The 18194-nt window shown below is 66.7% G+C and carries 19 protein-coding genes; 11 read left to right on the top strand and 8 right to left on the bottom strand.

Annotated features, from left to right (window positions below):
* Positions 1-24: 24 nt before the first annotated feature.
* The 5 genes from E4341_RS00585 to E4341_RS00565 all read right to left on the bottom strand — a co-directional run bounded on the left by E4341_RS00585 (position 25) and on the right by E4341_RS00565 (position 4366).
* Positions 25-1479: an NAD-dependent succinate-semialdehyde dehydrogenase gene (locus E4341_RS00585; protein ID WP_165114123.1), complete on the bottom strand. Its 1455-nt coding sequence runs from the start codon at positions 1477-1479 to the stop codon at positions 25-27.
* A gap of 93 nt (positions 1480-1572) precedes the next feature.
* Positions 1573-1710: an entericidin A/B family lipoprotein gene (locus tag E4341_RS00580; protein ID WP_017505506.1), complete on the bottom strand. Its 138-nt coding sequence runs from the start codon at positions 1708-1710 to the stop codon at positions 1573-1575.
* A gap of 50 nt (positions 1711-1760) precedes the next feature.
* Positions 1761-3455 (bottom strand): sensor histidine kinase, encoded by a 1695-nt coding sequence (locus E4341_RS00575; RefSeq protein ID WP_165118457.1) that lies wholly within the window; start codon positions 3453-3455, stop codon positions 1761-1763.
* A gap of 102 nt (positions 3456-3557) precedes the next feature.
* Positions 3558-4169 (bottom strand): sigma-70 family RNA polymerase sigma factor, encoded by a 612-nt coding sequence (locus E4341_RS00570; protein ID WP_055754558.1) that lies wholly within the window; start codon positions 4167-4169, stop codon positions 3558-3560.
* Positions 4166-4366, bottom strand: coding sequence for a NepR family anti-sigma factor (locus tag E4341_RS00565; protein ID WP_045809524.1), 201 nt, complete (start codon positions 4364-4366; stop codon positions 4166-4168). The genes E4341_RS00570 and E4341_RS00565 overlap by 4 nt, the downstream gene beginning before the upstream one ends.
* 201 nt (positions 4367-4567) lie before the next feature.
* Between E4341_RS00565 and E4341_RS00560 the strand changes: the two genes are divergently transcribed.
* From E4341_RS00560 to E4341_RS00550, 3 genes are all read left to right on the top strand, one after another.
* The gene (locus E4341_RS00560; protein ID WP_165114119.1) at positions 4568-5362 is read left to right on the top strand and encodes a response regulator; all 795 of its coding nucleotides are present in this window, start codon (positions 4568-4570) and stop codon (positions 5360-5362) included.
* A gap of 338 nt (positions 5363-5700) precedes the next feature.
* Positions 5701-6732, top strand: coding sequence for an NADP-dependent oxidoreductase (locus E4341_RS00555; protein ID WP_165114116.1), 1032 nt, complete (start codon positions 5701-5703; stop codon positions 6730-6732).
* A gap of 15 nt (positions 6733-6747) precedes the next feature.
* Complete coding sequence (locus tag E4341_RS00550) at positions 6748-7155, top strand: acyl dehydratase (protein ID WP_017505512.1); 408 nt, start codon at positions 6748-6750, stop codon at positions 7153-7155.
* Between the two features lie 61 nt (positions 7156-7216).
* On the opposite strand, the gene E4341_RS00545 is transcribed toward E4341_RS00550, so the two are convergent.
* Positions 7217-7999, bottom strand: a complete 783-nt coding sequence (locus E4341_RS00545; protein ID WP_165114113.1) for a SapC family protein — start codon at positions 7997-7999, stop codon at positions 7217-7219.
* Positions 8000-8116: 117 nt separating this feature from the next.
* On the opposite strand from E4341_RS00545, the gene E4341_RS00540 reads away from it, so the two are divergent.
* From E4341_RS00540 to E4341_RS00510, 7 genes are all read left to right on the top strand, one after another.
* Positions 8117-8605, top strand: coding sequence for a Fur family transcriptional regulator (locus E4341_RS00540; RefSeq protein ID WP_165114109.1), 489 nt, complete (start codon positions 8117-8119; stop codon positions 8603-8605).
* Positions 8606-8607: 2 nt separating this feature from the next.
* Positions 8608-9498: an alpha/beta fold hydrolase gene (locus tag E4341_RS00535; protein ID WP_205751380.1), complete on the top strand. Its 891-nt coding sequence runs from the start codon at positions 8608-8610 to the stop codon at positions 9496-9498.
* Between the two features lie 79 nt (positions 9499-9577).
* Positions 9578-10243, top strand: coding sequence for a nicotinate-nucleotide adenylyltransferase (locus E4341_RS00530; protein ID WP_165114103.1), 666 nt, complete (start codon positions 9578-9580; stop codon positions 10241-10243).
* 144 nt (positions 10244-10387) lie between these two features.
* Positions 10388-10822 carry a ribosome silencing factor gene (rsfS, locus tag E4341_RS00525; protein ID WP_082064315.1) on the top strand — a complete coding sequence of 145 codons (435 nt, stop codon included), beginning with the start codon at positions 10388-10390 and terminating at the stop codon, positions 10820-10822.
* Positions 10823-10826: 4 nt separating this feature from the next.
* The gene (gene rlmH / locus E4341_RS00520) at positions 10827-11291 is read left to right on the top strand and encodes a 23S rRNA (pseudouridine(1915)-N(3))-methyltransferase RlmH (RefSeq protein WP_165114100.1); all 465 of its coding nucleotides are present in this window, start codon (positions 10827-10829) and stop codon (positions 11289-11291) included.
* Position 11292: 1 nt separating this feature from the next.
* Positions 11293-12372 (top strand): murein hydrolase activator EnvC, encoded by a 1080-nt coding sequence (locus E4341_RS00515; protein WP_165114096.1) that lies wholly within the window; start codon positions 11293-11295, stop codon positions 12370-12372.
* A 139-nt stretch (positions 12373-12511) separates the two neighbouring features.
* On the top strand, positions 12512-13888 hold the full coding sequence (locus tag E4341_RS00510; protein ID WP_165114092.1) for a S41 family peptidase: 1377 nt from the start codon (positions 12512-12514) through the stop codon (positions 13886-13888).
* A gap of 40 nt (positions 13889-13928) precedes the next feature.
* On the opposite strand, the gene E4341_RS00505 is transcribed toward E4341_RS00510, so the two are convergent.
* Both E4341_RS00505 and E4341_RS00500 read right to left on the bottom strand, forming a co-directional pair.
* Complete coding sequence (locus tag E4341_RS00505) at positions 13929-15101, bottom strand: carboxynorspermidine decarboxylase (RefSeq protein WP_165114088.1); 1173 nt, start codon at positions 15099-15101, stop codon at positions 13929-13931.
* Positions 15102-15114: 13 nt separating this feature from the next.
* A complete protein-coding gene (locus E4341_RS00500) occupies positions 15115-16320 on the bottom strand; it encodes a saccharopine dehydrogenase family protein (RefSeq protein ID WP_165114085.1) in 1206 nt (401 codons plus the stop codon).
* Positions 16321-16637: 317 nt separating this feature from the next.
* On the opposite strand from E4341_RS00500, the gene ffh reads away from it, so the two are divergent.
* Positions 16638-18173, top strand: coding sequence for a signal recognition particle protein (gene ffh / locus E4341_RS00495; protein WP_045809532.1), 1536 nt, complete (start codon positions 16638-16640; stop codon positions 18171-18173).
* Positions 18174-18194: the final 21 nt, after the last annotated feature.

Raw genomic sequence — 18194 nt, 5'->3', positions numbered from 1 at the left:
AATTACAGGCCCGGCGACCCGGCGCTATTTCAGCGCCAGTGTCACCGTCTTGACATCCACATATTCGTCGATGCCGTGGATCGAGCCTTCGCGGCCATAGCCCGACTGCTTGACCCCGCCGAACGGCGCGACGGCGGTGGAGATCAGGCCGGTGTTGACCCCGCACATCCCCGCCTCGATCCGGCGGCTGAATCGCATCGCCCGGTCCAGATTACGGGTGAACAGATACGACGCCAGTCCGTATTCGCTGGCGTTGGCCTTCTCCAGCGCCTCCTCTTCGGTGTCGAAGGCGAAGACGGGGATCATGGGACCGAACGTCTCTTCCTCGCGGAACAGGGCGTCGTCGCCGCCCAGGGTCACGGTCGGGTGGAAGAAGCGGCCGCCCAGATCGTGGCGCGACCCGCCGGTCAGGACCCGACCGCCGTCGGCCTTGATCGCCGCCACATGCTTTTCGACCTTGTCGATGGCCTTGTCCTCGATCAGAGGCCCGACTTTCACGCCGTCGTCGAAGGCGGGACCGACCACGATCTTGGCCACCTCGGCGGCCAGTTTCTCGGCATAGGTCTCGGCGACCGACCGCTCGACATAGACGCGGTTGGGACAGACGCAGGTCTGGCCCGAGTTCCTGAACTTGCCCTTGATCGTTTCGGCGACCGCCAGATCGAGATCGGCGTCGGCGAAGACGATCAGCGGCGCCGCGCCGCCCAACTCCATCGACACCCGTTTCAGCGTTCCGGCGCATTGCTCGGCCAGCTTGCGGCCCACGCCGGTCGAACCGGTGAAGGACAGTTTGCGAATGTCCGGGCTATCGGTCAGCGCCTTGCCGATAGTGGCGGCATCCCCGGTGACGATCGACAGGGCGCCTTTCGGCAGGCCGGCTTCATAGGCCAGTTCGGCCAGGGCGATGGCGGTGAACGGCGTCTGGCTGGCCGGCTTGACCACGGCGGTGCAGCCTGCCGCAAAGGCCGGCCCCAGCTTTCGCGTCAGCATGGCGGCGGGGAAGTTCCAGGGCGTGATCAGGGCGCAGGGTCCGACCGCCTCGCGATAGGTCAGGATCAGATGGCCCAGCGGACTGTCCTGGGTCTCGCCGATCAGCCGCTCGGCCTGACCCGCGAACCATTTCAGGAAACCGTTGGCGTAGGTGACCTCGCCCTTGGCCTCCTCGAACGGCTTGCCGTTTTCCAGCGCCATCAGGGCGCCCAGGCCTTCCAGGTTGTCGTCGATCAGCGCCGCCCATTTGCGCAGGAAGGCCGCACGCGCGTGCGGATCGGATCGGGACCAGGTCTTGAACGTCTCGCTCGCCGCCGCGATGGCCTGTTCGGTCTCGGCGGCGCCCAGATCGGGGATATGGCCGATCACATCGCCGGTCGCCGGATCATCGACGGCGATGCCGCCGCCGTTGGCCGGAACGGCCTTGCCGGCGATCAGGGCGTGCTGGCGCAAGAGTTTGAGGCCGGCGTCGCGGGCGGTGTGGTTCACGGGATGGCTCCTATCGCGGTCCTGAAACGAACAAGGCCCCGACGATGCGGGGCCTTGCCGGTCGAATGCTGCAGCCTGGGCTGCGGCCGTCGATTAGTTCTTGGCGTCTTGGGCGGCGCCGGTCACGGCCTGGCCGGCGGCCTGGGTGTCGCGGCCCACGCCTTCGACGGTGTTGCAGGCGGCGGTGGTCAGGGCGGCGGCGGCGGCGACCAGAACGAAAATCTTGCGCATAGGGGAAGCTCCAGGGTTGGCCGGGGTGAAACTCCGCCGGTCTCGCCTCATCAACGCGACGCCAGCGCTGCGGTTCCGGGCGTCTTGTCCGCCGGATCGACGGGCGCCAGGGCTTCAGGCGTGGCGAAGATCATGCGGGCGATGGTGCCGCCGCCGGGCGGGGTGGCGAACTCGGTCTCGCCGCGCAACTGTTTGGCGAAGGCGCTCATCAGGGTGCGACCCACTCCGACCTCGGCGCCGGCCTGGGCGCCCGGGCCATTGTCCTCGACTTCCAGAACCGATTTCTCGCCCTGGACGCGGAAGCGCACCTTCAGCTCCCCGCCGCTGCCGGCGAAGGCGTGTTTCTGGGCGTTTGTCACCGCCTCGACCAGCCACAGCGCCAGGGGCGCCAGCTTGTCGGGATCGACGTGTAGGGAGTCGGCGTCCACCGAACTGATGACCACCGGTCCGCGCCCGGCCTCGCTGGCGACCAGTTGCCCCACGAGTTCGTTCAGGAACTCGCGCGCATCGGCGTGGCGAATGTCGTTGCTCTGATACAGGGTGCGGTAAATCAGGGCCAAGGCCGAGATGCGTTGGCGCGTATCGCCCAGCGCCGCCTTGGCCGGCGCATCGGTCAAGGCGCGCTGCTGCATCGACAGCAGGGACGAGATGATCTGAAGGTTGTTCTTCACCCGGTGATGGATTTCGCGCATCAGCGCGTCTTTTTCCGTCAGGGCGTCGGTCAGTTCGCGGTCACGCACGGTGATGGCTTCAGCCATCTCATCCAGGGTGCGCGCCATGGTGCGGATTTCGGACGGGGCGTTCATCGCCTGCAGCGGACGCACCGAGAAACGGCCCTTGGCGTAGATGGCCGCGACCCGCTCCAGATAATCCAGCCAGCGAATGAAGATCCGCTCCGACAGCAACATCACCGCCGCGAACGCCGTCAACCAGGCGCCCAGCGGCAGCAACAGGGTGCCGATCGGATTAAGCCGCGCCCACGACAGCCACCCCGGCGCCGGGGCCGACAGCAGGGCGTAAAGATCGCCGCCGGCCAGGGCCGCGCCCGCATAGTCGCGGCGCTGGTTCTGCGCATCCTTGGCCTCGAACACCGCAGACCCCTGGTCGCGCGCCCGGTCGACCCAGCCTGCGATGTCGTCGCCGGCCGACAGTTTGAACACGTCGGGATCGCTGGCCGTCAGAATACGACCCGCGCCGTCGGTCAGGGCGGCTTGAGCGCCCGAGGGCAGGGCGGGATCGGCCACATCGGGTTGCAGGGCGGAGAAAGGGATCACCGCAACCATGGCGCCGTCGAACCGGCCCATCGGCCGCTCGGCGCGGGTGGCCACGATCAGCGCGCCTTCATAGCCGGCGCCATCGGGGGCGCGCATGACGACCAGTTCTTCGCCATTGCGCAGTCGCTGGAACCACGTCGCCTGGGCGGCGGGCGCCACGCCGGATCTGACGCCGTCCGCGCGGCCCGAGGCGCAGACCGCCTCGCCCGTCGGGCCGATGCGATAGAGGCCCTCATAGCCTTCCAGACGTCCGACAAGCGCCGTCAGGCGCGGTGCGCAATAGGGGCCGACCGCATCGGGGCTGAGCGCGCGCAACAGCACCTGGGCGCTGTCCAGCTGGGCCTTTGCGCTGGAGGCGCTGCGTTCGGCGGCCAGTTGCAGATCGACCTGTCGGTCGTCGGCCTGTCTTTGGAAGTCCGCCTGGGTCTGGATCAGGCTGAGCACGAAGATCGGCAGCAGGGCCATGGCCATGGCCGCGCCCAGTCGAAACCGGATGCCCTGAAAGCGATCCGAGCTCCACGTGCGACCCAGCCGCGGCCTTGGGGCGTCCCTGGTCGTCTCGTTCACCGCCGCTCAGCTCCGGGCGCCGGCCAGCCTGTCGGCCTCGCCGAGAATTGAGCGCATGGCGTCACCCGCCGCCTTGCCGTCGCGTCCGTAGCCGCCCCGTTCCAGGGTGGCTTGCAGCGCACGCCGCGCGCGGCTGACGCGGCTCTTCACCGTGCCGACAGCGCAGCCGCAGATTTCGGCCGCTTCTTCATAGGCGAAGCCGCCAGCGCCGACCAGGATCAAGGCCTCGCGCTGTTCTTCGGGCAGGGTCTTCAAAGCTTGACGCAGCTCGTCCAGAGCAACGGGCGCCTCGGGATCGTCCACGGCGACCAGGGTCCTCTCGGCGGCTTCTTGATCCAGCTGCGACTGACGCCACGAGCGGCGTTTTTCGGAATAGAACTGGTTGCGCAGGATCATGAAGGTCCAGGCCTTCATGTTCGTGCCCATCTGATAGCTGGCGCGCGCGTCCCAGGCCTTCATCATGGCGTCCTGCGCCAGATCGTCGGCTGCGGTCGGGTCGCCGGTCAGAGTCCGGGCGAAGGCGCGCAGGTGCGGGATCAGCAGCACCAGTTCGCGCTTGAAGCCCTCGTCGTCGGCCGACGCGGGTTTGGGGGCGGCCCCAAGACGTGAGGTGCTCATGCGGCGCTGTCCGAAGACTTGGCGTCGGCGCGTTTCAGGATATCGAGAAACTCATCGGGCACGGGTTCGTTGACGACCTCGTCGAACATGTGCCGCAGCTTAACGCCAATGGCCTGCTGGCGAAGGCGAGCTTCTTCAAGCCCTGCCTCCCCCTTCTGGTCGCCTTTGGGACGAGAGGAGTCCGGAGAATCGATCATAGACAGAGCCAAGCCCACCCAACTGTCATCGCGAAGAGATGTCGGTCTCAAACGTCATCAGACCGGCGGGGTTCCTGCATGAACGGCTTTTAATGCTAAAGCTTGTTCGCAGCGGCGGAACCGTGATGCGAATGTGACGTTTAAGCTGGCTATAACGCCCTGCCTTGCCGGTCGGGCTGTGATTTGTCGGGGACTATCTGAATGAGCCTTCTGGCCAGACTCGCGCCGCATCTTCCTTATGTGCGCCGTTACGCACGCGCCCTGACCGGCGATCAATCCACGGGCGATAACTATGTCCGTGTCGCTCTGGAGGCCCTGGCGGCCGGCGAGCAGCAGCTGTCGACCGATATGACGCCGCGGGTCGCCCTTTATCATGTCTTCCACGCCATCTGGTCCTCGACCGGCGCGCAGCTGGAAACCGGCACGCTGGAAACCACGGGCAGCGACGCCTCGCAGCGTCTGCTGCGCATCGCGCCGCGCTCGCGTCAGGCCTTCCTACTGACGGCCCTTGAAGGCTTCACCCCTTCGGAAGCCGCGCAAATCCTGTCCGCGGATCCGCGCGACGTGGAGCGTCTGATCGCAGACGCCCAGGCCGACATCGACGCCGAGCTGGCCACCGACGTTCTGGTCATCGAGGACGAGGCCATTATTTCGGCCGACATCCAGAGCCTGGTCACCGAACTGGGTCACCGCGTCACCGGCACCGCCACGACGCACGATGAGGCGATCGACGCCGTCGCCCGCCACAAGCCCGGTCTGGTTTTGGCCGACATCCAACTGGCCGACGGCTCGTCGGGCATCGATGCGGTCAAGGATATCTTGAAGACCATGGATGTGCCGGTGATCTTCATCACCGCCTTCCCGGAACGCCTGCTGACCGGCGAGCGTCCTGAGCCGACCTTCCTGATCACCAAGCCCTTCCAGCCGGAAACGGTGAAGGCGGCGATCAGCCAGGCGCTGTTCTTCCATCCGTCCCGCCAGAAGGAAGCCGCTTAAAACGCGGTCTTTCGCTGACGACAAGATTGGCCTCGGTCCTTCGGGATCGAGGCCTTTCCTTTGTTTTGCGCCAGCATCGATGGGCGAAAGTACGAAGGCGCAAAAAAAAGCGATCAAGGCCGGGAACCGGCTTCAGACGCCGTCGTTATGGGTCTGTGGAGGCGGCGACGCCCCCCGACTTGATCTGCGAAAGCTGATCATGCCGCCTCCGCGCCTCATTCTCGATGATGCCACTTCAAAGCGATCCGCAAGGGTCGCTTTTTTCTTGGCGCACACCTCGACCGAGGCCGCCGTCGCGGCCAAGATGGTGGTCAAAGAAAACGCACGGAGAGACGCCAATGGCTTCGACAAGCGGCAAGACGAACCGTCAATGGGTGCTGCGCCAGCGGCCCAAGGGCCTGATCCAGCCCGGTGATCTGGAACTGGTCGAGACGGCCATCCCTGATCTGAATGAGAACGAGGTGTTGGTCCGCACCGTCTATCTGTCGCTGGACCCGACCAATCGCACTTGGATGAACGATTCCGAGGGTTATCTGCCGCCGGTCGGTCTGGGCGAGGTCATGCGCGGCCTGACGCTGGGCGTGGTCGAAGCCTCGCGATCCAGCCGCTTCAAGGCCGGCGATGTCGTCATGCCGACCTCGGGCGGTTGGGCCGACTATGCGGTCGTGCCGGAAGGCGGTCTTCGCCCGGTTCACCGTGCGCCGGGCCTGCCGTTGACGGCCAATATGTCCGTGCTCGGCATGACCGGTCTGACCGCCTATTTCGGCGTCACCGATGTGTTGAAGGCCAAGGAAGGCGAGACCATCGTCATCTCGGCCGCCGCCGGCGCGGTCGGCTCTATCGCGGGGCAGATCGCCAAACAGCGCGGGTGTCGCGTCATCGGCATCGCGGGCGGCCCGCAGAAGTGCGCCTGGCTGACCGACGAACTCGGCTTCGACGCGGCCATTGATTACAAGAACGAGGATGTCGGTGAGGCGCTAGACCGTCTGGCCCCCGACGGCGTCGATCTGAACTTCGAGAATGTCGGCGGCGACATCATGATCGCGGTGTTCAACCGGCTGAAGGTCCACGGCCGGATGGCGGTCTGCGGCCTGGTGTCCTCCTACAATGCGACCAAGGCGCCGCCGTCGCCGAACTTCGCCCGCATCATCACCCATCGCCTGCACGTCCAGGGCTTCCTGGTCCTGGACTACGCCCCGCGCGCTCGCGAGATGGTGGCGGAGATGGGCCCGTGGCTGGCGGACGGCCGGGTGAAGTGGAAGGTTCACGTCGACGACGGGCTGGAAGGCGCGGTGGGATCGTTGAATCGCTTGTTCACCGGCGATCACGACGGCAAGCTGCTGGTTCGCGTTTCCGAAGAACCCGCCTGAACTCAAGGTCTGCGCATGAGTGATCCGCTGCACGTCCATTTCGAAGACCTGGAGGTGGGGCAGGTCGTGCCGCTGGGCGCCTGTGCGGTCGATCAAGGGGCGCTGGACGTTTTCATCGAGCGGTTCTCGCCGGGCTGGGACGTGGCCTACGGCGCCCCGGACGCCATGGTCTATGTGCTGTGGAGCCGACTGGCGGCCGACAAGTCCGGCGGCTGGGCCCAGACCAAGGTCCTGGCCGTCGATGGGCTGCGTTACATGCGCAATCCCCCGGCGGGCGAACTGCTGCGGGGTCGCATGACGGTGATGGGCAAGGATCCGGTCGGAGACGACAAGGGCATCGTCATCGCCTCGCATGACCTGCTGGACGAGGCCGGGCGCCTGGTCTTTTCCTGCCTGACGCGAGCGCTGTTCTCGCGCCGTTGAAACGAAAAACGCCCCGCCGGCGAACCGGCGGGGCGTTGATCGATCTTTGACAGACCGGGTCTTAGTTGACCGAGGTCGGGACCTGGGCCTGACGCATCACAGCCATGGCGATCAGGCGATCCCAACCGACCAGCGACACCAGGTGGGCGTAAATCTGGCCCAGAGCGCCGTTGTCGCGCAGCTCGACCAGCTTCTCGGCAGGCAGGGCGCGCAGCTTGTCTTCCGACACCGCATAGTATTCGGCCAGCTTCTGCGGCTGACCCGGCGTGCCGTCGGGATTGCGCGGCGTGAAGTGGGCTTCGCGGATGTCCAGCAGGTCCAGATCCTTGACCAGGGCGACGAAGCCCTCGGTGCGCTGGCGCTCCTGCTCGAAGTTGTTGCAGAACTCCATCGCCATGTTCGTGTAGTCGCTGGGCTGGCCGTCGACGAACAGCGGGTTCTGGCCGCCTTCGGCGACGATCGACGCGCCGCGGTCGATGCATAGGATCAGGCGCTGGTTCTGCTTGTCGTCGGCGAAGACGAACGGATAGCGGCGCACATAGGCCGGCACATAGGCGTCGGCGCGGAACTCGCCGTCCGGCGCGACGAACAGGTTTTCGTTGGAGCTCAGGCCCATCACGGCGACCGGCTGGCGGTTATCGCCGGTGAAGATGATCGGATAGGACAGGGCGGCGGCCGAGAATTCGGTGACAGTCAGCGGCACGATATTGGTCTGGGCCACGAAGGCGTAGGGCTTGTCGCTCGGGTTCACGCCCAGGCCGCCGTGGACGCTCTGATCCAGCGGTTCGGGGTTGGTGTAGAAGAGGACGTTGCCTTCAAGCGGCGAATTGTTCGTGTCGGTCATGAAGCGAGGACGCTCTGGTTAAAGATCGGAGGCGCGCCTTCTAGCCCAACGCCGCGCAACCGGCAAACCCGCGATGCGTCGGTTGCAGTGGGGGTCGCCAGCCATTAGCTGTGGCGTATGGGTTCCGCCTGCGATCACGACCATGACCATTCCGGCCTGAACGGTGGGGCGCTGGACCGCGCCCTGGCGGCGGCCGAGGCGCGCGCGGTCCAGCAGGGCGAGCGGATGACCGCCCAGCGCCGGCGCGTCCTGGCCCTGCTGCTGGAAAGCGGCGAGCCGGTGAAGGCCTACGATCTGATCGCACGCTTCGGCGAAGACGGCCAGGCCGCCAAGCCGCCGACCGTCTATCGGGCGCTGGAGTTTCTGGAACGGCTGGGCATGGTCCACCGCATCGCCTCGATCAGCGCCTATGTCGCCTGCACCGACGACGGCGAGGCCGCCCACGCGGCCGCCTTCTTGATCTGCGACTGCTGCGGCGCGACGCGCGAGGTCAGCGGACCGGACCAGGGCGCCATGAACGCCGCCGCCTCAGCCGCCGGCTACGCCATCGCCCGCACGACGATCGAGGCGCACGGTCGCTGCGCCGCCTGTCGCGACGTCGCATGACCATGGATGCGGCGTTGATGTCGCCACCGCGTCGCCTGTCCGTGCCGATCGACAATCGCTGGGGCGCCGGCGAGATGGCCGTGCTGGATTTCGGCGATCCGAACCGGCCGGTCGATCTGATCTTTTCTCACGCCAACGGCTTCAACGCCGCCACCTATCGCAGCCTGTTGTCGCCGCTGTCGTCGTCCTTGCGGATCTGGGCGCCGGATCTGCGCGGCCATGGCCGATCGGCCCTGCCGACCTTCGCGCGACCCAAGACCAGCTGGTTGGATCACCGCGACGACCTGCTGGCGCTGCTGGAGGCCATCGACGGCCCGCCCGTGGTCATGGCCGGCCATTCGATGGGCGGCACGGCCTCGCTTCTGGCGGCCGCCGTCCGGCCGGATCGGGTGTCCAGCCTGGTGCTGTTCGATCCGGTGATCTGGAAACGCTCGGCGGTCTTCGCCTTCAACCTGCCCTTCGCCCACAAGCTGATGAAGGCGATCCCCATCGCCAAGGCCACCTTGCGCCGTCGCAGTCAGTTCGACAGCCGCGAACAGGCCATGGCCGCCTATCGCGGGCGCGGCGCCTTCAAGGGTTGGCCCGACATGGTTCTGGCTGACTATCTTTCCGAAGGCCTGAGCGAAGGCGACGGCGGGTTCAGCCTGACCGCCGCGCCGGCCTGGGAGGCGGCCAACTACGCAGCCCAGGCGCACGATCCGTGGCGGGCCATGAAACGCTATCCCGGGCCGGTTCGCATCCTCAAAGCCGAATACGGCGCCCTGACCCATGTGCCGGTTCAGCCCCGCGGCCTGCCCAATGTCTCGGTCGAGGTCGTGTCCGGCGGCGGACACCTGTTCCCTATGACCCATGCCGACGTGGCGCGCGACGCCCTGTTCGACGCCGCCGTCTGAGAACGAATTCTGTAGGCGGAGCATGGGCGCGCGCTATAAGGGCGCCGCTGAGCATAACGCCCGCCGCCCGAGACGCCGCTTGTCCTTCTTCCACGCCGGTCCCGCGCCCAAAGGCGCCGGCCCCCGCTCCGGGGCGCTGCGCGACGGTTTGATCCTCGCTCCAGGCATGAAGGTCGGCCTGTTCGGCGGCTCCTTCAATCCCGCCCACGACGGTCACGCCCATGTCGCCGAGACCGCCATGCGACGTCTGGATCTCGACCGCGTCGTCTGGCTGGTCTCGCCGCAGAACCCGTTGAAGGACGCCCGTCACAGCGCGCCGCTGAAGGACCGCATGGCCTCGGCGCGCCAGCATGCACGTGGTCCGTCGATGATCGTCTCGGATTTCGAGAGCAGGGCTGGCGTGGCCTGGACCGTCGACACCCTACGCCTTCTGGTCGCGCGGCATCCCGGCGTGCATTTCGTCTGGCTGATGGGGTCGGACAATCTGGCCAGTTTCCACCGCTGGAGAGGCTGGACCGACATCATGCGGCTGATGCCTGTGGCGGTCATCGCCCGGCCGGGTTCGCTGCTGGATAGCCGAACGGCGCCGGCCGCCGCTCGCTTCGCCGGTTTCCGCATTCCGGCCCAGCAGGCGGGGCTTCTGCCGACGCTTCAGGCGCCCGCCTGGACCTATCTGACGGCGCCGCTCAACCCCCTGTCGTCCACGGCGATCAGGACCGGCGCAGGCGTACGCGCGACCTCGTGATCGCCGGATGATTCGGGCGGCGGTTCACGTTGCGGCCCATCCGTGCTAGAGGGCTTCTTTAGTCAACGCTCCCGGAGCCCTCCGCTGACCCCCTCGCCCGCGTATGATACGCAAGACGCCGCCGTCTCGAATACGGCGCACGAGATGGACCCTATCGAACCTCTCCATTCCGAAGACGGCTTTGAATCCGACGCCTCCCCGCGCGGCTTCGACGATTCCGCTCCCCGCCCCGTCGGCTCCACGCCGCTGGAAGAAGCCCTGCTGAGCCGCCTCGACGAGGACAAGGCTCAGGACATGGTCCTGATCGACCTGAAGGGCAAAAGCGCCATGGCCGACACCATGATCGTGGCGTCCGGTCGTTCGCACCGTCACGTCGGCGCCATCGCCGACCACCTGCTGCGCACGCTTAAGGAACAGGGGCTGGGCAAGGCCAAGGTCGAGGGCCTGCCGCACTGCGACTGGGTTCTGATCGACGCCGGCGATGTGATCGTGCACCTCTTCCGCCCGGAAGTACGCACCTTCTACAACATCGAAAAGATATGGGCGGTCGATTCCGCCCACCGCATGGTCCGCGACTGACAAGATGAAGCTGAGCATCGTCGCCATCGGCCGACCGGGCCGGGGGCCTGAAGCGACGCTCGCCGACGACTACGCCAAGCGCGCCACCCTGTCGGGGCGCGCGCTTGGCCTCGGTCCCCTCGAACTGATCGATCTGGAAGCCCGCAGACCCGGCAAGGCGCCGGAGGCCGAGTTGATCCTCGCGGCCGCCGAAGGATCGCACCTGATCGCCTGCGACGAGCGCGGCAAAACCTATTCCTCGCGCGCCTTCGCCGACCACATCGCCAAACTGAGGGATCAGGGCGAGCGCCGCCTGGTCTTCGCCATCGGCGGGGCGGACGGGCTGGACGCCAGCGTGCGCCAGGCCGCGTCTTCGACCCTGGCCTTCGGTCCCCAGACCTGGCCCCACGCCCTGGCGCGCGCCATGCTCGCCGAACAGCTGTATCGGGCCGTGACCATCCTGGCCGGATCGCCCTATCATCGCGACTGACATGCGTCGCGCCATACCCTTATCGCTGGCCTTGCTGACGGGTTTCGTCTGCGCCGCCCCGGCGATGAGCAACCAGGCGCCCGAGAGCGAACTGTCGCGCATCCAAGCCGAATACCGCGACGAAACGGTGCGCGCCCGTCGTCTGCGCGCCGACGCCGACGCCGCCAAGACCGAACTGGCCCAGTTGGAGCTCCGCCTGGCTTCGCTGCGGGCCGACGAACAGACCGGCGACCGTCAGATCGACGATCAGCGCGCCCGCCTCCAGCAACTGACCGAGCGCGAGGCCGAACTGGTCACGGATCTGGCGCGTGAGCGCGGCGCCCAGGGCCGTCTGCTCAGCGCGCTGCAGATGATGAGCCGCCGGCCGCCGCCGCCCTTGCTGGTGCCCGCGGACAAGGCCATCGACACGGTGCGCGCCTCCATCCTGCTCAAGGCCATGACGCCGGATCTGGAAAGTCGCGCCAAGGTGCTGGCCGCCCGTCAGGCCGAGATCATGCGCATCCGCCGCCTCGCCGTCCTGTCCTCGGAGCGACTGCTGACGACCGAGAGCGAGCAAGGCGACCGGCGCGGCGAGATCGAGGGGCTGACGGCGCGCAAGACCGCCCTGACCGCCGTCCTGAATGCCGAGGCCCGCGCCGCCGAACGCGCCGCCGCCGTGCTGGAACGCCGAATCCGCGAACTGGGCGGCGCGGTCCCGACCACCCAGGCCGAAGAGACGCCGACCGCTCGCCTTCCGGCCGGACGCGGTCGCCTCAGTTCGCCCGTCGCCGGCGCGCCCAGCCAGACTTGGGGCGCCGGAACCTCCGGCTGGCGCTGGCGGGCTGACCGCGCGGCCGTCACCGCGCCCGCCGACGCCAAGGTGGCCTACGCCGGGCCGCTGACGGGGTGGGGCAATGTGGTGGTGCTGGATCTCGGCCCCGGCTGGCGCGCCGTCATCGCCGGCCTGGAAAGTGTCGATGTGGGCCCGGACGCCCGGGTTTCGGACGGCCAGACCCTGGGGCGCAGCGGCCCGGACGGCGATGTCTATTTCGAACTGCGCCGCGACGAACGGCCGATCGATCCGGGACCGTGGTTGCGTTGAACGCGCAATAGTCCTTTGCATTCTCGTCTGACGCTGATTTTATCGGCGGGACGCCGCGTCGCCACGATTTGGTCGTGAGGACGGGGCCTTAACCTTCCCACGGGCGCCCACAGTGATCGGCCCGACCGAAAGAGACCGAATGCGTAAACTGCTCCTAGTCGGCTGCGCCGCTCTGGTGCTCGGCGGATCCGCCGCTGCTGTCAGCAGCCAGACCCCGCGAAACGAAACCTTCCGCATGCTGGAGCTGTTCGGCGACGTGGTGGGCATCGTCGAGCAGGCCTACGTCGTCCCGGTCGACAACAAGAAGCTGATCGAGGCCGCGCTGGCCGGCATGATGACGGCGCTGGACCCGCACTCCAACTATCTGCCGCCCTCCAACTACGACGATCTGCGCGAGCGCACCGAGGGCCAGTATTCTGGCGTCGGCCTGACCATCAGCGCCGACGGCGGCATGGTGAAGGTCATCTCGCCGATGGACGACAGCCCCGCCGCCAAGGCCGGGGTCCAGGCGGGCGACGTGATCTCTTCGATCGAGGGCCAGAACGCAGCGGGCCTGACGGTCAGCCAGGTGTCCGAAAAGCTGCGCGGCGCCGTGGGCACCAGCGTGAAGGTGACCTTCCTGCGCGACGGTTCAGACCCGCTGGAAGTGACCCTGACCCGCGAGGTCATCAAGGTTCAGTCGGTCACCGGCCGTGTCGAGGGCGACTTTGGTTATCTGCGCGTCTCGACCTTCAACGAGAACACCGGCCGCGAGCTGAACGAGGCCATCGCCAAGATCAAGGCCGAGAAGCCGGGCGTGAAGGGCTATGTCCTGGACCTGCGCAACAACGGCGGCGGCCTGCTGAACGCCGCCATCGACGTGTCCGACGCCTTCCTGGAACGCGGCGAGATCGTCAGCCAGCGGGGCCGCAAGCCCGAGCAGATTCAGCGTTATTCCGCCAAGCCGGGCGACATCACCGGCGGCCTGCCGCTGGTCGTTCTGGTCAACTATGGCTCGGCCTCGGCGTCGGAAATCGTCGCCGGCGCCCTGAAGGATCACCAGCGCGCGACCATCGTGGGCCTGACCAGCTTCGGCAAGGGTTCGGTCCAGACCGTGATCCCGCTGCGTCAGGGCCAGGACGGCGCCCTATCGATCACGACCGCGCGCTACTACACGCCCTCGGGCGCCTCGATCCAGAAGATCGGCATCGAGCCGGACCTGGAAGTCGCGCGTTCGGAGGCCGAGGCCCGCATCGTCTCGCGCTCCAGCTTCATCTATTCCGAGGCCGCCTACGCCACGGCCCTGGACGCCTCCATCGGCGCCGAGCGCAAGGGTCCGCACACCCCGCGCGAAGCCCCGGGCGAAAAGTTCGACAAGGAAAAGGACTATCAGCTTCAGCGCGCGCTGGACGTCCTGCGCGCCGGCGGCGACCTGTCGAAACTGCCGGCCGCGCCCGAAGGCATCGTCGTCACCGAGCCGGGCTCGACGCCCAAGCCCGACGCCGAACCGACGGCGGACGAACCGAAAGACGAATAGGTCAGGGAAGGGCGGCGCGGGCCGCCCTTTTTCTTTGCGATCAGGACAGGCGGTCGCGGAAGGCCGAATAGTCGAACGCGCGCACCGTCCTCAGCGCATCCGTCTGGGAGTTCCACAGCACGATGGACGGCAGCGGCACGCCATTAAAGGTATTGGTCTTCACCATCGAATAGTGGGCCTGGTCCAGAAACGCGATCCGCGTCCCCGACGTCGGCCGTTCGGCGAAGACGTAGTCGCCGATGATGTCCCCGGCCAGGCACGACGGCCCGCCCAGCCGCACCGTCACCCCATGTTCGGGTTCTTGCAGCAGCGCGGGGCGATAGGGCGCCTCGATCACATCCGGCATATGGCAGGTGGCCGAGATGTCGGTGATGCCGATGGGCATGCCGTTGTCGAAGACGTCCAGCACCTCGCCGATCAATATGCCGGCGTCCAGCGCCACGGCCTCGCCCGGCTCCAGATAGACCTGAACCCCGTGCCGGGCCTGCAGATCGCGCACGAAGGCGATCAGATCGTCGGTCTGATAGTCGGCGCGGGTGATGTGGTGCCCCCCGCCCAGGTTCAGCCATTTGATCCCGCCCAGCAGCGGCGCCAGCTTTGGCTCCACCGCTGCCCAGATGCGCGACAGCGGCTGGAAGTCCTGCTCGCACAGCGCATGGATGTGCAGACCATCGACGCCGATCAGATGGTCGGCCGTCAGTTGCGACACCGGAAAGCCCAGGCGCGAACAGGGCTGGGCCGGGTCGTATTTGGCGACCTCGCCTTCGGAATGTTCGGGGTTCAGCCTCAGGCCGATCTCGAACACCTGCCCTTCAGCCCGCGCCTTGGCGATCAGGTCGGCGAAACGGGCGATCTGGGCCGGGTTGTTGAAGATGACGTGATCCGACAGACGCAGGATCTCGGGCAGGTCCTGCGCCGTATAGGCCGGCGAATAGGTGGTGAGCTCGCCCTTGTAGAACTCGCGCGCCAGCCGCGCCTCCCACAGACCCGAGGCGCAGACCCCGTCGAGGTATTCGCCGACCACATCGGCCAGCGACCACATCGAAAACGCCTTCAGCGCCAGAAGCACGCGCGCCTCCGCTCCGTCGCGCACGCCCTTCAACACGGACAGATTGCGGCGGATGGCCGCCTCGTCCACCACGAAGGCGGGCGAGGCGACGCGGTTCAGGTCGAAATGCGCAAAGGCGCCCGGATCGCCGGCCTGGGTCTGCATTCAGTCGGTCCGATCAGAAATCCAGAGGGGCGTCCAGGTCCTGAACCTTCCACGGCAGGCCGTGCTTGTTCAGCATGTCCATGAAGGGGTCGGGGTCCAGCTGCTCCATGTTGAACACGCCGTCGCCCTTCCACTGGCCGGTCACCATCAGGGCCGCGCCGATCATGGCCGGCACGCCGGTGGTGTAGCTGACGGCCTGGTTGCCGGTCTCGGCATAGGCCTCTTCGTGGTCGCAGATATTGTTGACGTAGACCGTCTTCTTGACCCCGTCCTTCAGGCCGGTGGCGATGACGCCGATGTTGGTCTTGCCCTTGGTGATCGGACCCAGCGAGGCCGGCTCGGGCAGCAGGGCCTTCAGGAACTCGATCGGAATGATCTCCCGGCCCTGGAACGACATCGGCTCGATCGAGGTCATGCCGATGTTTTCCAGCACTTCGAGGTGCTTCAGATAGCTGTCGCCGAACGTCATCCAGAAGCGGATGCGCTTGATCTCGGGATAGAATTTCGCCAGCGACTCCAGCTCCTCATGGTACATGAGATACATGTTCTTGGGACCCACACCCTCGAAGTCGAAGGTCTGTTTGTGGCTCAGCGCCGGGCCCTCGACCCACTGGCCGTTCTCCCAGTGACGCGAGTTCGCGGTCACTTCACGCAGATTGATCTCGGGGTTGAAGTTGGTCGCGAAGGGCAAGCCGGTGTCGCCGCCGTTGCAGTCCAGGATGTCCAGCGTCTCGATGGAATCCAGCAGATGCTTCTTGACGTAGGTGGTGAAGACCGAGGTCACGCCGGGGTCGAAGCCCGAACCCAGCAGCGCCATCAGGCCGGCGTCCTTGAAACGGTCCTGATAGGCCCACTGCCACTTGTATTCGAACTTGGCCTCGTCGCGCGGCTCGTAGTTGGCGGTGTCCAGATAGTCGACGCCGGCGGCCAGGCAGGCGTCCATGATTGACAGGTCCTGATAGGGCAGGGCCAGGTTCACGACCAGTTCGGGCTGCACCTTCTGGATCAGCGCGGTGGTCGCCGCCACGTCGTCGGCGTCAATGGCCGCCGTGTCGATATCGACGCCGAAGCGCGACTTCACGGACTGGGCGATCGCATCGCACTTGGACTTGGTGCGGCTCGCCAGGGTGATATGCGAGAAGATGTCCGCGTTCATCGCCATCTTGTGGACGGCCACCGAACTGACGCCGCCTGCGCCGATAACCAGCACCTTGCTCATCTGTGCTTCTCCCGAAGTCTGAAACCCTGGCGACAACGCCGCCCCTATAAAGGGCGCGGCTCTTAGCACGACGATGACAATCCGCTAAATCCCTGCGCCGATATTGGCTGTTATAGCGTGACCGGATCGCTCCGGTTGCCTTTGTGCGGTTTTTCCGCCATAAGCCGCCGCTTCCGACGCAAGTGAACCTCGCGTCTCCACCCACACGACAGCTCTCCGAGGAGAGAACGAGGTGGGCGAGAACCCTCCGCCGACGTGATCGTCGCCGGGGGCCGTTGTCGTATGGAGCCGTTTCACCCGTCGCCATGAGGTAGTGAATGTTCGAGGCTCTGAACGAGCGGCTGACAGGCGTCTTCGACCGGATCACCGGGCGCGGCGCCCTGTCCGAAAAGGATGTCGCCGAGGCGATGCGCGAAGTGCGCGTGGCCCTGCTCGAGGCCGACGTCGCCCTGCCGGTCGTCAAGGAATTCATCGCCTTCGCCACCGAGCGCGCGACGGGCGAAGAGGTTATCCGTTCGGTCAAGCCGGCCGATCAGGTGGTCAAGATCGTCTATGACGGCCTGATCGAGATGCTGGGCGGCGAAGAGCCGGTCCCGCTGAACACCAACGCCAACCCGCCCGCCGTGGTGCTGATGGCCGGCCTGCAGGGCTCGGGCAAGACCACGACCTCGGCCAAGCTGGCGCTGCGCCTGACCAAGTTCGATCGCAAGAAGGTCATGATGGCCTCGCTGGACACGCGTCGTCCGGCCGCGATGGAACAGCTGGCCACCCTGGGCAAGCAGATCGAGGTCGCCACCCTGCCGATCGTGGCGGGCGAGAGCGCGGTCCAGATCACGCGCCGGGCGCTGCAATCGGCCAAGCTTCAGGGTTTCGACGTCCTGATCCTCGACACCGCCGGCCGCATCACCCTGGACGAAGGGCTGATGAACGAGGTGGCCGAGGTCGCCGACATCGCCAAGCCCGTCGAGACCCTGCTGGTCGCCGACAGCCTGACCGGTCAGGATGCGGTGCGTACCGCCAAGGCCTTCCACGAGCGCCTGCCCCTGACCGGCCTCGTCTTGACCCGCGCCGACGGCGACGGTCGTGGCGGCGCCATGCTGTCGATGCGGGCCGTCACCGGCCTGCCGATCAAATATCTGGGCGCCGGCGAAAAGGTCGATGCGCTGGACGTGTTCGACGCCCGTCGCGTCGCCGGCCGCATCCTGGGTCAGGGCGATATCGTCGCCCTGGTCGAAAAGGCCAGCCAGGATCTGGACCAGGCCAAGGCCGAGAAGATGGCCCGCAAACTGGCCAAGGGTCAGTTCGATCTGGACGACCTGGCCGGCCAGCTTCAGCAGATGAAGCGGATGGGCGGGCTTCAGGGCATCATGGGCATGCTGCCCGGCGTGGCCAAGATGAAGGGTCAGATGGCCGAGAGCGGCATCGACGACCGCATGATCCTGCGTCAGGAAGCCATCATCTCCTCGATGACCAAGGCTGAGCGCAAGAAGCCCGACCTGCTGAACGCCTCGCGCAAGAAGCGGATCGCCGCCGGCGCCGGCGTCGATGTGCAGGACGTGAACCGGGTTCTGAAGCAGCATCGGCAGATGGCTGACGTGGTCAAGTCGATGGCGCGCGGCGGACCCAAGAAGATGCAGCAGATGGCCGCCATGCTGGGCGGCCTTGGCGGCGGCGGCATGCCCGGCATGGGCGGCGGCCCCGACATGGCCCGCCTCAAGGCGCTGGGCGGCGGCAAGATGGCCGAACCCTCCGCCGACGATCTGAAAGCCATCCAGGACCGGCTCGCCGGACTGGGCGGCGGACAACTTCCGGGAGGTCTTCCTGGCCTGCCGGGCTTCCCTCCCAAGAAATAACGATTTCCTAGAAAGAGACCT

Source organism: Brevundimonas sp. 'scallop' (assembly GCF_011045535.1).
Lineage (GTDB): Bacteria > Pseudomonadota > Alphaproteobacteria > Caulobacterales > Caulobacteraceae > Brevundimonas > Brevundimonas vesicularis.
Note: the sequence above shows the minus strand (reverse complement) of the source record. Positions and strands in the feature narration are given on the sequence as shown.